Raw genomic sequence first — 13,601 nt, forward strand, 5'->3', positions numbered from 1 at the left:
GGGGCACATAACGATCAGAGGCCGGCAAGCCATTCGAGAAGTTTTGGCTCGCTCTGCCAGACTGGCTTTCGGGGCGGTCCCACCGAAGAAGTAGCAAGCACCTGACAAGCCTCAAGTGCCTCCTGCTTCATCCTGATGCTAATCTCGGCATATCGGTTGGTCGTATCCAGGCTGACGTGGCCAAGCCAACCTCTTATGACGTTCACGTCGACGCCGGACTCGAGGAGATGAACGGCCGTCGTGTGTCTCCAAACATGTGGAGATATGGACCTTTGTCCGTTGCCAATGCGAATACTCGAACCATGACGCCAGACAAGCTTGTAGAGGCCGAATCGCGTCAGCGGCTTGCCGACGTTGCTCAGGAATACCGGACTTTCCGGCGTGGCTGGCTGGCGTCGGTTACGCAGCATCTCGCCAAGCAGGCGGGCAGTCTCGGGCCATAGTGGGCAGGTCCGCCACTTATCGCCCTTGCCGTGCAGGTTCACCCGCGGTGAGGAGGTCAAAACCAACTGATCGACGATCAGTCCGATGACTTCCGTTGCGCGGGCGCCCGTATTGTACAGGAACATGAGCAGCGCCTTGTCGCGGATGGCGAGCTTTCCGCCGCGCGGCAGTTTGTCGAAGAGCCGTTCGACCTCGTCGCGTTCGAGATAATAGGTGGCTGCCGGCTGCGCACGCTTCCTTGGGATGGCGGCGACGCGCTCGGCCTCCGGCAGCACTATAGGTTCCTGGCCGCCGGCATAGGCGAAGAAGGTGTGTAGCATTGCTAGCCGGTGGTTCCGTGCTCGGATGCCGTTGCCGCGCTCGGCTTCAAGATGGGCGAGAAATGCCCGCACATTGTCGGCGCTGAGGTCGCTCAGCCTGAGCTTGCTGATCGGAGTTCGGTTCTCCCGGGCCAAGAATAGGAGAAACAACCGTATTCCGTCGCGGTAGCTCCGGATCGAGGTGGACGCCAGACCCTTCTCGGCTTTGAGATGGTGTTCGAAGAACTGATAGACGAGACTGCCGACGGTTCTCATAGCCGTCCTCCATACGAAAGGGGTGCTGCAAAGCGTTCGAAGCGCTGGCCGGCGGCTTCCAGGAGATCGGCGGTAACGGTGAGATAGACGGCGGTGGAAGCGGGGTCGACGTGGCCCATGAAGGTCGACAGCTTAACGAGCTTGTCGGTGGGGTTATGTCCGTCGCGATACCACCGCAGAAGTCGCCCGACCGCAAAGCTGTGCCGCTAATTCCGAGCTCGGAATTATCGGCATAACTCCGAGTGCCGGATTATTCCGAGTGACGGTCCGGGAGGCCAAAGAGTGCGGGCGATCTGTGGCTGTTGGGTCGGCATAATCAGAGGCTCTTCAGGAATGCAAGGAGATGGTCGTCGGGCTTGTAGCGGCCCAACCGGATGTCGGCCGTGTCGGTCTTCGCCAGAGCTTGCTCCTTGAGCTTCATGTCGGCCTGAAGATAGATGGCGGTGGTTTCGACCAACTCGTGGCCCAGCCACAGAGCAATGACCGAGCGGTCGACGCCGTGCTGGAGCAGGTCCATTGCCAGGGTATGCCTCAGGACATGCGGCGTTACGTGCTTGCTGGCCAGCGATGGGCAGTGGCGACGTGCGACGGCGAGGTGCTTGTTCAGCAGATATTGAAGTGCGTCGTGACTCAATGACGTGCCGCTTATCGTCGGGAAGGCAGGATCGGCGCTCCGCCCGCGTCGCTCGGCAAGCCAGGCACGCAGCACCGTGACCGTATCCTTGCGAAGCGGGGTATTGCGGAGTTTTCGGCCCTTTCCCTGACATTGCACATAGGCGGCCGGGCCAAGGACAATGTCCTCGCAGCGAAGGCCGACGATTTCGGCAGCACGCAGGCCGGTCTGCACGGCCAGCAACAGAAGCGCCCGGTCACGGCGCCCGATCCAGCTGCCGAGGTCGGGGGCGGCGAGCAAGGCGGCGACTTCGACGCTACTGAGGAAGGCGACCGGCCGGCGCACGTAACGCTTGCTCGGAATGGCGAGCACGCGCTGAGCCAATGCGCTGTGTTCCGGCGCATGCAAGGCCACATAGCGGAAGAAGGAATGGATGGCGGCAAGACGGACATTGCGGCTCCTGGCGCAGTTGTCGCGTTCGTGTTCGAGATGATCGAGGAAGGCGCCAAGGAAGGCGGTGTCGAGATCCGGCAAGGTGACGTGCGAGGCCCCCTTGCGTAGCTGCCGCTGGGCATAGGCCAGCAGCAGGCAGAAGGTATCGCGGTAGCTCGCCAGCGTATGCGGGCTTGCTTGTCGTTGTCTGATGAGGCGATCGGTGAAGAAGGCCTCAAGAAGAGCGGGGAACGTTGGGGCGGCGCTCATGGGCGGGATTCCGGCTGAGATTGTTCCGCCCGCAGCAGCGCTTGCTGCAGCAGCTCCGGCGTTGCCGTCAAATACCAATAGGTGTCGGTGATGTGGGCATGGCCGAGATAGGTCGCCAACTCGGGCAGGTGGCGTTCGACATCGATGCCGTTGCGATACCAGCGCAGCAATGTTGTCACGGCCAGTCGGTGGCGAAGGTCGTGCAGGCGTGGCCCGCGGGAGTCATTGGCGCCGCGGAGGCCGACCTCGCGCGACAGCTTGACGAACGTCCACCGCACGGCCCATTCGGTTAAACGCATGCCGCGCTCGGAAAGGAAGAAGCTGGAGCTCAGGGGATTGGGGCATGACCGGTCTCGGCTGGCCGCATAGATTTTGAGAGCGTGTTGCGTCGAGGGGTGAAGCGGCACGTAGCGCGACTTGCCGAACTTCGTGTCGCGAACCGTCAGCACGCCATCAACGAGATCGGTGTCGCCGCGATCGAGACGCAGCGGTTCGTTACAGCGCATGCCGGTCGCCGCGTACAAGCCGAAGAGCGTGGCATAGGTCTGCGGGCGAAGGCCGACTGTCGACGGCAAGCGCTTTGCCGCGTCGATCAGTCGGGTGATCTCTTCGTCGCGGTAAACATAGGGCGACGATGGCCGACGATACCGGTGAGGAAGAAGGTCGGGCGGCGGGACGACGGTCTGCGGGTCAATGGCGCTGCAATAGCGCGCGAGCCGGCGAACCATCGCCAACCGGTTGGCCCACTGGGCGGGCTGTGCCTCTGCCGGCTGCATGGCCCAGGCCAGGGCAATCTCGGTGGTGATGACGGTGGCGCCGGAAGATTCGGCAAAGACAACGAAGCGCTGCAGCAACCGTCCGGAAAGACGCAGCTTATGGCCGAGGGCGCGGCGCGCGGCCAGGTACTCTTCGAGCGCCGCTTGCAACGCGCTCATGATGCGACTCCTGGCCAGGGTAGCGCAATGGCACGCAACGCCGCGATGTCGACTTTGGCATAGATCTGTGTCGTGTTCGGCTGGCTGTGGCGGAGAAGTTGACCGATTTCAACGAGCGAAGCGCCGCGGCGCAGCAGATCGGTGGCGAGTGAGTGACGCAACAGGTGCGCACCCTTGAACGCCGGCGTCAGACCGGCGCGCTTGAGCGCACGATGGACGATGCAGCAAATAGTCGACGGGCTGACAAAACTCCGTCTGGGCGCCTTTATGCGAATGAAGACGCGGCGTGTTGAGCAAGCAGGCCGATCTTGCCGCAGATAGTCGACCAAGGCGGCACCGACATCCGCCGGCAGTGGCAGCCGCGCCAGCCGTTGACCCTTGCCATGCACGACGATCTCGCCGCAATCCCAGTCGAGATCGTCCAGGGTCAAGGCTGAGACTTCGCCACCCCGTAAGCCGAGGCGCGCGAGCAGCATCAGAACCGCGTAGTCCCTGCGGCCGGCCGGTGTTCTCCTGTCGCAAGACGCAAGGAGCCGTTCGACCTGTTCGGCAGGCAGCGCCTTCGGCAGATGTGCCAAGCGCCAGCCGGCGATCCCAGGCACCGCGACAGCGAGATCGGTGGCAAGCAACCCGCGTTGCTGGAGGAAGCGCAGAAACGAACGCAGCGCCGTGACCGCCAACTTGGCGCGGCCGGGCGAACCGGCCTGGGCGCGCCGCACGATGAACCGATGAACGTCGCCCACTCGCAAGCGGTCAAAATCCGGATCGTTGCCGCCAAACTGTTCGTCTAGGAACCCACGAACAATCGGCAGATAGTTCGTCAATGTCGATGCCGAGAGACCACGCTCGGTGCGCAGGAATTCCCCAAATGCGTCGATCAGCTTACCCTTGGCGCTCGTATCGACCTCCAGCAGCGGTACCGGCACGCCGCCCGTGTCGCGCAGATATCGGAGCAACTGCCGAATGGTCCAGGCATCGCCACGCCTCGGGCGCCGACCAAGTTCCGTCAGAAATCGATCTGCGTCCTCTTCCCCGAGCAAGCTCAGCGGAACATCCTGCCTCTCCACCCAAGCACTGAAACCAGCCAGGAGCTTCATCTTCTCCCGAACAGTCGCTTTGGCGTATCCCTGGCCATCGAGCAAAGCCTCGAAACCATCCAGGTGGCTAGCCAATCGGCCTATCCAGCGATCTTCGGCTAGCGTCTCATTCAGATCAAGCATTCGTCTGTCTCCCTGTAGCGTGGGAAAGTCCACGCTCAGAAAGAGCAGCCGAATAATGCCGAGCAATCAACGGCCGACGCTGATCCAATTACTTGCAATCATTAAAAAATTACGCCGCAGCGATGGCGTGACTCGGAATAATCCGGCACTCGGAGTTATGTCGCAGATCATGCAGCTGTAGCCGCGGCCATAGCGGCTACCACATGCTGGGCAGTCCGCGGCAGCGGCCGCAGAGCGATGGCCTCTTACTGGTGCTGTGCATCTAGCCATGAGGCGATCTTACCCGAGTCGCGTGGGTGCTTTCTAGATGGGGTGGATGCCAGCCTTCCCCGGCGGCATCGCGATGTGCCAAGTTTGTGGTGTTAGAGCCACGCAAAGGAGAGGCAGGCATCCATGGAAAAGGTTACCATCATTGGGGTCGATCTGGCAAAGAACGTGTTTCAGCTGCATGGCGCGGCGGCTGACGGATCAGTCGTGTTCCGCAAAAAACTGTCGCGCCTGCAGTTTTGCAAGTTCATGGCGGGTCAGCCAACATGTGTAGTGGCGATGGAGGCGTGCGCCGGTTCCCATTATTGGGCTCGCGAGATGGTCCGGCTTGGCCATCAGCCGAAGCTGATTGCACCTCGGTATGTCAAGGCGTTCGTCAAGCGGCAGAAGAACGACGCAGCGGATGCGGAGGCGATCGTCGAGGCAGCGCAACGGCCAACGATGCGCTTCGTCGAACCGAAAACCGAGGAGCAGCAGTCTCGGTCCATAATGTTTCGCACCCGAGAACAGCTGGTCAATCAGCGCACTGAGTTGGTCAACGCCTTGCGTGCGCACCTTTATGAGTTCGGCCACATCGCGCCTCAGGGAATTCGTTATCTGAACCGACTTGAATGTTTCGTTGAGGACGAGAAAGCCAATTTGCCTGATCTGGCCCGCGAAATCTGCCGCGATCTGCTGGACCGGATCTACCAGCTAACAGGCCGGATCGACGCACTGAAGAAGAAGATCGATGCTCTGTCGAGGGAAGCTGAGGCATCTCGGCGCTTGCAAACCATGCCCGGCGTTGGCCCCATCGCCGCACTGGCGATCGAAACTTTCGCGCCCCCGATGGAGACGTTCAAATGCGGCCGTGACTTCGCCGCCTGGCTTGGGCTCGTCCCGTTGCAGAAATCGACCGGCGGCAAGCAACGACTAGGAAAAACCTCGAAGATGGGCCAATGCGATATTCGACGCCTGCTCATCATTGGAGCCATGGCTGTGGTCCGATGGGCATCGCGGAAGGGCGCGCCCGAGGGCTCCTGGCTCGCGCGCATGATGCCGAAGAAGCCGCGCATGCTCGTGGCCATTGCGCTGGCCAACAAGATGGCGCGTGGCATCTGGGCCATGCTGACAAAGGAAGAGGATTACCGGAATCCGGCAACGGTGCCTGCATGAGCATTCAGCAGCACACCTGAACCGGTCCGTCGGGGATGTGAGGAAGGCCTGAACCGCATGGGCAAATGATCGATCAGATCGGGATCAGGAAACCAGAATGACGCACCGAGCCTCGCGCTCGCTTTCTAGATTTGGACCTGATCCGCGTATCACCATACCGGCCCGCGGCACGTCATGGCCGCAAATCAAGGCCTGACACAAGACCGCACTCGATCACGCGTTCAAAGGTTCAAAATCTTCCTTGCAAAACGGCTGGCATCCACACAAGCGTCATCGCAAAGCGACTTCACCCTCGGCTGTTAGTCCGCCAGTCGCGCCCCCAAAGCGGGCACGGCGAACGTCTTGCAGCGGGCCGAAAGCGGCCGATTATTCTGCTGCGGCCAGCCTCGCTAGCGCCTGTTCGAGCCGAGCGTTAACCGCAGGATCATTCATGAAATCCGTCCTGCGACCCGGCTTCGTGCCGCGCTTCACATAGCCGTTGCTCTGGCTGCCATCAGGGATGCCGAACATATGGTTCGTCTGGCCAGTTCGCCGCGGCCCATGCTGGCTGCGCTGCATGTCCCGCCCGACCTGCATCTCGGCCACCATCAAAAGCGCCTCATCCAAGCGTTTGTTCTCGACGATCTCCGATCTGTGAACCGAGCGTAGCTTGTCGAAGGTTCTGTAGGGCAGAGAGGTGCTGCCTTCCATGATATCGAGCCGGCCGTCCGGGTAATCGCAAACCACGACTTTCTTGCCGGCCAAACCCTTCGCAAACGGGCTCGGATCGAGGATGAACAGCACCTTGTCGTAGCGCAGCGTCAACGCTCGCGACAGGGTCCGGAATTCCTTGCGGCACATGGCGCCGTCCAGATTCTCGTGAGCGGCGAGGAGGCGGTGCATGTCCTTCGGGTTGCGTGGCTCTTTGCCGAAGCGGGCATTGAAGTCGGCAGCGAACTCGGCCGCATAGGCATTCGCGAGACCTGTGCGCGGGAAGCATTTAGCGTTGATTTTGTTTGATCTTTTCCGCTTCCGAGGTAAACGGTGCAAAGATATCAGCGCCGACGTCGACGGCTGTGTCTTCTGACGCTCTCGTGTGAGCGTCAGTGGTGTTTTTGCCCGCTATCCAGCCATAGTGATGACCTTCAAACTGCGTTTCATATTGTAGGCGATGGCAGTGAGGCGAATTTGAACGCCTGCCTTTGCAAGCCCTCGCCATCGCATCCGGCGAAGGCCGTAGCTTCGTTTCCACGTGCCAAAGATCTTCTCGATCCGGCCACGAATGCGATGGATCGGTTGGTTCCAGGCCTCAAGGCGTGCCAGTGTTTCGGCTTCGTCCCGTCCCCACATGCCGGTGGCGACGATGCGTGGCGTTCCACCCTTGGCACGCACCGCGTCGCCGAAATGATTGCCGCGATAGGCGCTATCGGCAAACACCTGGCCGGGATTGTCAGGCAGAGCATCGGGACCGGCCTTGCCGTCGTTGATGTTGGCGGGTGTGACGGCGATCTCCTCGACCAGAGCTGTATCGGCGTCGGCACCGACATGGGCCTTGAAGCCATGAACCGCTGGTCGGCCCTTATGCTTGACCCAATGGCCCTCTTCGTCATCCTCACTGGCCGAGGCGATGATCGTCGCATCGACAAGCGTGCCGGTCTTCACCTGAATCGCTTTGGCCTTGAGCTGGCCGGTGATCTCGTCGAACAGCGTCTTGTCCAGACCATGGGCCACAAGAGCCTTTCGAAAACGCACGAAAGCCGTTCGCTCAGGTGTCTGCTCTTGAGCCGAAAACCCGCAGAACCGTCGGAACGATCCTCTGTCGTCCAACGCCTCGGCAAGCTTGACGTCGGACAAGTCGTACCAGATCGACAGCAGCATCGCCTTGAACAACGCCTCTGGCGGCCAGGCAGGCTCGCCCTTCGAAGAGCAGGAAATCACACAAAGGGCCTGATCGATCGGCACCCAGTCAATCAGTCTGGCAAGCGCATCCAAAGACGAATGCTGGCCGCGATCAACGGCAAAACCAAACTTTTCCTGACCAATGCGCCGACGTGACATCGCATCCCTCAATCCATTGTACTGATTGAGAGAATCACACATCAACACGCCAGTCCAGACACCCGCGCACAGGTCTCTTCGCCGCCTCGTTCGTGCTGATACCGCGCAGGCGCAGCTCCTTTACAAGCCGGTCCTGTAGCGTCTGGTTTGCGCGCTCGACACGCCCCTTGGCCTGCGGAGAATTGGCGCAGATGATGTCTATGTTGAGCTCGTAAAGCGCGCGGCCGAACTTTGTCAGGCCGGTCGTTCGATCCTTCTCGGACCCATGCGTCGCAAAGGCGCTGTTCGGGATCGAGCTTAGCCTCGACATCGCGTCGAACCTCCTGAGGAAGCATCGCGACCGAAAGCCAGGCAGCGTCCGCCGTCGCCGGCGTCTGTGGGGGCCGATGAAGCCAAGCGGACCGCGCGCCAAGCCTACTCATGACCTGGCTCCCGGTTCGTGAATCGAGTCCGCGAAACTTCGCCCCGGGACACGAAACTCTGCGCCGGTTCGCGAAACTCGTCGCACCGACAGTCGTGTCCCGTGACCCATAACTTGACTCGTCCGGCGGCGAAAATCGGAAGGGTTTGATCCCGATTTTGACTCATATGTTGCGTGGGATTTGACTCATAAGTTCAATAAAAGATGATTTTTGACGCATAAGTTAGGTAAGTTTTTTGTAGTAGTGGAGCAACGCTTGCCGTTCTCGCTGGGAAGGTGGAAATAGGTCGGCCGCATGGAATCATTGTGTGGTGTCGCCGTCGAAGCCTTGCGACGAAACCGCCCTGATGCGACCCTGCTGGAAGGGAATCCGTTAAAGGGCAAGAGGGGAGTACTGACATGCCGCTCGACGAAGCATTCCTTCGTCGCCTCTCGGCGGCTTCCGACAAGACGCTCGAGATTTTCGTGCACCATTTGGTCTCGCTCGAGACGCAGATCTATTCCGACCATGAAATCTATGCGGGCTCCGGCGACAAGGGACGAGACGTCGCGGGTTTCCTGACCAACCGCAGGCACGAAGGCGAGTGGCATAACTTCCAGTGCAAACAGTACCGTCGGCCGCTTGGCCCGGATTACATTCTCCTCGAGCTCGGCAAGATGTTTTTTCACGCCTCTGAGGGCGCGTTCGTTCTACCGTCCAAATATGTGTTCGTGGTGCCAGGGAACCTGTCGGGACCTGCGCGGGCGCTGTTCGATCAGAAGAGCCGGATGAAACTGGCTCTCATCGAGGGGTGGGATGAACAGTGTTCCCGGAAGATCGTCAAGGGCACGAAGGTACCGTTCAGCACCGGCATCCGGACGTTCGTCGAATCTTTTGACTTCAACTGCGTGGAGGCCTGGGAGAGCGGCAAGATCATGACGCTGCCGAACGTGGTCTACGCGGCGGCAAAGGCTTTCGGCGACGATCCTGGAGATGCACCTCGTGGAACGGTGCCCGATACGGTTGACTTGGTATCCGAGCATTACGGCGAGCAGCTCAGGATGGTCTATTCCGAGCACGACGGATTCGCCTATGCGGATGCGGCGGCGATCCTTGCCCACGATGAGCACGGCGAGGACTTCCAGATGCACCGTCGGCGCTATTTCGACGCCGTGGAATTTGAAAGGTTCTTCAGCGGCAAGGTCGGCCAAGAGGTGGTGGGCGAGTACCAGGACAATCTCCGTTCGGCGGTTCATGAAGCGTACCGCTCGGGCGTGGGCCTGTCTCGAGTTAGGGCTGTGATGGATGCGGCCGGCAGCGCTAGAATCGGGGGACTGTTCGACAGGCACAGTCGTGTGACGACACGCGTGAGGCAGGGTACCTGTCACGTGTTTGCCAACGAGCGATCGATGCCGTGGTGGAAAAAGAGATGAGCGCTTCGCGTTCCCAAGACCTTTTTAACGGTGTCCTCGAAACGGGGATGCGTTCGGTTGTCGTTCTGAACGAGTTCAGCCCCATGGAGCTTGATCGAGAACAACTCGGGCTGCTCGATTATTTCGTTGTCCATTCTTCGCAGGCAGGCGGACCGGACGACATGCATCCGACCTACAAGTCGAGTTTCACGGAGTATCACGTCCGACGCCGCCGGATCGACGACGGCGTCAAGATGCTGGTCCGGGTTCGGTTGATCGAGGTCGTCGCCGACCCGAAGCGCGGGGTTTGTTTTCGCGCGGGCGACGACGCGCCCGGCTTCGTCGACCTGCTCAACTCTCCGTATAACCGGGAATTGATCGACCGCGCGCGCTGGCTGCGCTCCCGTCACTACGAGGATCCCGGCTTTCTCGCTGGGTTGAGGCAGAAGATCGAGCGTTGGGTCGTCGAATTCCAGCAGCGTGAAGCGCCGGGAGCAGCTCAATGACTTCCGCTCCCGCCATGCGCCTCACGCGCCTCAGCTTCACAGGGAAGGACAAGGAGGTGGCGGCCGTCGATTTCGCCCGCGCCGTGTCACTGTTTTATGGCAGCTCCAACGCCGGAAAGTCGTTCATCCTGAAGGCTGTCGACTACATACTGGGGAGCGGGGATCCCTTTCCCGGAATCGAGCAGTCAGCGGGATACGAACACGTCTTCCTTTCGTTCGTGCTCGAGCCAGAGGGGCGGCCCGTCACGCTGCGGCGCTCCACGCGCGGCGGCGACATCGAATGGATAGAAGGAGCATCGGACGAAGTTTCCGCGGCGTCGATGCCGTCCGAGGCACTGGGTACAAGGCATGGCAAGGCCCGCAAGGGGGCCACTTCGCTTTCCGAGAAGCTTCTCGGGCATCTTGGAGTCCACGACGCGAAGATCGCGGTCACCCAGGCAGGGAAGAAGGACACGTTCAGCATCCGGAACTTCATGCCGTATTTGCTTGTCGACGAAACGAGCATGCTCGGGGACGAAAGTCCGTTGAGACAGCACTCGCGGTCGATGTCCGGCGCCGATAAGAACCTGTTCCGGTTCATCATGACGGGTATGGACAACTCCTCGATTGTCAGGGTGCAGAATTCGAACGAGGCGAAGACCTCCAAGGCAGCCAAGGCCGAACTACTGGAAACCATGATCACGGAGGCCGAGGCCCGCATCGCCAGATTTCCCGAGAGTTTTCTGATCGATTTCGTCGACGGCAAAGGCTCGGACGGCGTCGAGGACGAAGTCCTTTCCTCGCTGGGTGACACCTTCGCGGAAGCTCAGACGAAGCTCGACAGGCTGCGCGTGGACCGCAGGAACCTGATGATCGACATCGACGACGTGCGGGACGAAGCGAGCGAAATCGACACGTCCCTGATGCGATACGGCGACCTGGAGAAAACGTTCATATCCGACATCCGGCGGCTCAAGGCGATCGAGGAAGGAGGCTATTTCCTGCTTCGCTTCGACGACCAGCCGTGTCCGGTCTGCGGAGCCGAACCCGACAATCAGCATCGGCCTCACGAACAGGGCGAACTGGAGCGGCAGCATCAGGCCTCGGTGGTGGAGATCGCGAAGATCGAACGCGACATCAAGGACCTTCGGGAATTGATCGTCTCCCTGACGGCGCTAATCGAGCGGCTGCGCGGGCGGGAACGCCGACTGAAGGAAACGCTGGACAATATCGATGCCCAGATAAAGGCGGCGGTGCCGCAGGAAGCATCGTTGCGGCGCGGCTACCTGGACCTCCAGTCCAAGTTCAATCAAGCGCGCCTCAGAAGCGAAGCCATCGCCGCCCGTGACGCGCTGCAGCGCCAGTTGGACGAGGTGAAGAAGCTGAAGACCTCGCAAGGTCGCGCCGAAGGGATCACCATGGGAATAGCCCCCACCGTCGGGCACGAGCTGTCGATGGTGGTTGCCGACGTGCTCCGGAAGTGGGAGTACCCGCGTGTCGACGGGGTGGTCTGGAATCCCGAGACTGACGACATTCAGGTCAACGGCCACCAGAGACGGCAGAACGGCAAAGGCGTGAGGGCCATCTATCACTCCGCGCTCAAGGTCGCCGTGCTGATCTACTGCCGTCAGAAGTCCCTTCCGCACCCGGGGTTCGTGTTCTTGGATTCTCCGTTGCTGACCTACCGCGGGCCGTTGATCTACGAAAAGTACGGCGAACTGGATTCGTATGAAAAGCAGCTCGCCGCAACGCCGCTCAGTCGGCGGTTCTACGAACACCTGTCGTCGTTAGCTGGCATCGGACAGTTCATCGTCGTTGAGAACACGGATCCGCCATCCGGCATCGAGTCTCTGGCAAGGGTTCAGGCATTCGCTGGCGAGAACGGGGACGGGCGGCAGGGTCTGTTCCCATCGCTGACGTGACCAACAGGCGGCGAGCGCTCCCCGGGAGATAGCGCAGGCGCTCCCGAACACCGACTTGTAGACGCAGAGACTGAGCAGCTGCGCGGACCACCGCCATTCAGCCGCATGCCTGCGGATATCTCGTGACACTCCACCTTGACAAAAATCCGTATGTTACGTAACATGCGGAAAACTTAGATGGAGAAGCCCCATGGTTTCCGTTGCAGCATCCGAAATCCAGAAGAATTTTGGAGAGTGGCATGATCGATCGTTCCAAGGCCCGGTTGAAATCACCAAGTACGGTCGAACGTCTGCTTTCCTTGTGTCCGCCCCGCTTTTCAAGGCGATGTGGGCTTCGTTCCGGCAAGCCGTCCCGACGGCCAACCTGTCGAGCGGCGAAGTTGACATGATCCTGAGTTCCGAAGTGGCTACGGATCAGCCTTACAACCTGGATGACATCCCCGATCAGGAAGAGGCGCCTGCAGGTCCAAAAATCTAGGAACCTTCAGTGAAGATTCCTGCTGTTCCTCCTGTCGGTCATGTAATCGCTTACGAGTATCTTTGGAGATCTAAAGCCGGCCAACGGGAAGATGGAGAGAAAACCTACCCCGCAGCGGTCGTTCTCGCCAGGCACGATGTCGGACCAACTCCTGTTGCATATGTCCTGGGCATCTCGCATACGCCGCCTTGGGAAGGGAGGAGGGCGCTTGAAGTTCCTCCCAAGCTGAAGCGCCATCTGGGCCTCGATGACAAGCCATCATGGATATATACGGACGAAATCAACGTGTTCGCGTGGCCTGGACCTGACGTCCGTCCCGCCGAACACCTTTCGCAGTCACCCGTTGCACGGGGAACATGCGTGATCGGCGCTCTGCCGAGCGACTGGTTCAAGGAGGTCACTAGCCATCTGGCGGAAAGTCATCGGCTGGGACTTGCCAAGACGATCCGGCGAACTCAATAGCCTTATAGCTGATTGTCGCTAGGTGCATGCGTTCATGCCTGCGGCTGTGAAAAGCGGGCATGACAAAAGGTTTCGCACCCGCAGTCGCCGCTTGCGTCGTAAGATTCAGGCCGAATCTTCAAATAAGGAACGGATTCATGGATCGCGAACCCGTCGACATTCAGCAGGCGCACCGTGCTTACCTTACCGCGGTTGAACGGCTGCAACTCGTCGCACATTATCTCGACCGCGCTCATATGGGGCGATCGGCAACCGATTCGGAGTTGGCAGACCTCCATGGTCGGCGCAAAGCGAAAGAGACGGCGCTCCACAAGATCTGTACTTGGCCTTGTCCAGACTTCGCCACGCTGCGCAGCAAGGCAAAGATCCTGCACGGAATACTGGTGAGCGGCGAGACGCTGGGAGGGAACGAACAGAAGGCTTTGGTGCAGTCGATCTTGCAGATGGATAAAGCCACTTCTGTTGCAATCGAATAAAAGACAATTCCTTCCTG

At 60.2% G+C, this 13,601-nt stretch carries 11 protein-coding genes and 3 pseudogenes; 6 read left to right on the forward strand and 8 right to left on the reverse strand.

Annotation, left to right across the window (positions count from 1 at the left end):
* Positions 1–14 precede the first annotated feature (14 nt).
* The 5 genes and pseudogenes from ACZYHG_RS35990 to ACZYHG_RS36010 all read right to left on the reverse strand — a co-directional run.
* A complete protein-coding gene (locus ACZYHG_RS35990) occupies positions 15–1,019 on the reverse strand; it encodes a tyrosine-type recombinase/integrase (protein ID WP_464615061.1) in 1,005 nt (334 codons plus the stop codon).
* 316 nt (positions 1,020–1,335) lie between these two features.
* Complete coding sequence (locus ACZYHG_RS35995) at positions 1,336–2,334, reverse strand: tyrosine-type recombinase/integrase (RefSeq protein ID WP_464615062.1); 999 nt, start codon at positions 2,332–2,334, stop codon at positions 1,336–1,338.
* Complete coding sequence (locus ACZYHG_RS36000; RefSeq protein WP_464614955.1) at positions 2,331–3,269, reverse strand: tyrosine-type recombinase/integrase; 939 nt, start codon at positions 3,267–3,269, stop codon at positions 2,331–2,333. The genes ACZYHG_RS35995 and ACZYHG_RS36000 overlap by 4 nt, the downstream gene beginning before the upstream one ends.
* On the reverse strand, positions 3,266–4,555 hold the full coding sequence (locus ACZYHG_RS36005; RefSeq protein ID WP_464614954.1) for a site-specific integrase: 1,290 nt from the start codon (positions 4,553–4,555) through the stop codon (positions 3,266–3,268). Before ACZYHG_RS36005 ends, ACZYHG_RS36000 begins: the two co-directional genes overlap by 4 nt.
* Before the next feature lie 108 nt (positions 4,556–4,663).
* Positions 4,664–4,759, reverse strand: a pseudogene (locus ACZYHG_RS36010) (toll/interleukin-1 receptor domain-containing protein); the annotation flags it as partial.
* Positions 4,760–4,882: 123 nt separating this feature from the next.
* On the opposite strand from ACZYHG_RS36010, the gene ACZYHG_RS36015 reads away from it, so the two are divergent.
* Positions 4,883–5,911 (forward strand): IS110 family RNA-guided transposase, encoded by a 1,029-nt coding sequence (locus ACZYHG_RS36015; RefSeq protein WP_258598306.1) that lies wholly within the window; start codon positions 4,883–4,885, stop codon positions 5,909–5,911.
* Positions 5,912–6,277: 366 nt separating this feature from the next.
* Here the strand turns inward: ACZYHG_RS36015 and ACZYHG_RS36020 are convergent.
* From ACZYHG_RS36020 to ACZYHG_RS36030, 3 genes and pseudogenes are all read right to left on the reverse strand, one after another.
* Positions 6,278–6,868: pseudogene (locus ACZYHG_RS36020) on the reverse strand (ISNCY family transposase); the annotation flags it as partial.
* Positions 6,869–7,012: 144 nt separating this feature from the next.
* Complete coding sequence (locus ACZYHG_RS36025) at positions 7,013–7,948, reverse strand: IS5 family transposase (protein WP_464609580.1); 936 nt, start codon at positions 7,946–7,948, stop codon at positions 7,013–7,015.
* A gap of 79 nt (positions 7,949–8,027) precedes the next feature.
* Positions 8,028–8,192, reverse strand: a pseudogene (locus ACZYHG_RS36030) (ISNCY family transposase); the annotation flags it as partial.
* 576 nt (positions 8,193–8,768) lie between these two features.
* Here ACZYHG_RS36030 and ACZYHG_RS36035 point away from each other — a divergent pair.
* The 5 genes from ACZYHG_RS36035 (at position 8,769) to ACZYHG_RS36055 (ending at position 13,584) form a co-directional block, all read left to right on the forward strand.
* Entirely contained in the window at positions 8,769–9,782 is a 1,014-nt protein-coding gene (locus tag ACZYHG_RS36035; protein ID WP_464615063.1) for an ABC-three component system protein, read from the forward strand.
* Positions 9,779–10,267 (forward strand): ABC-three component system middle component 2, encoded by a 489-nt coding sequence (locus ACZYHG_RS36040; RefSeq protein WP_258580809.1) that lies wholly within the window; start codon positions 9,779–9,781, stop codon positions 10,265–10,267. Before ACZYHG_RS36035 ends, ACZYHG_RS36040 begins: the two co-directional genes overlap by 4 nt.
* Entirely contained in the window at positions 10,264–12,168 is a 1,905-nt protein-coding gene (locus tag ACZYHG_RS36045) for a hypothetical protein (RefSeq protein ID WP_464615064.1), read from the forward strand. The genes ACZYHG_RS36040 and ACZYHG_RS36045 overlap by 4 nt, the downstream gene beginning before the upstream one ends.
* A 190-nt stretch (positions 12,169–12,358) precedes the next feature.
* Positions 12,359–12,646, forward strand: a complete 288-nt coding sequence (locus ACZYHG_RS36050; RefSeq protein ID WP_464615065.1) for a type II toxin-antitoxin system Phd/YefM family antitoxin — start codon at positions 12,359–12,361, stop codon at positions 12,644–12,646.
* Positions 12,647–13,245: 599 nt separating this feature from the next.
* A complete protein-coding gene (locus ACZYHG_RS36055) occupies positions 13,246–13,584 on the forward strand; it encodes a hypothetical protein (RefSeq protein WP_464615066.1) in 339 nt (112 codons plus the stop codon).
* Positions 13,585–13,601: the final 17 nt, after the last annotated feature.

This window comes from Mesorhizobium subarcticum (genome assembly GCF_055456085.1).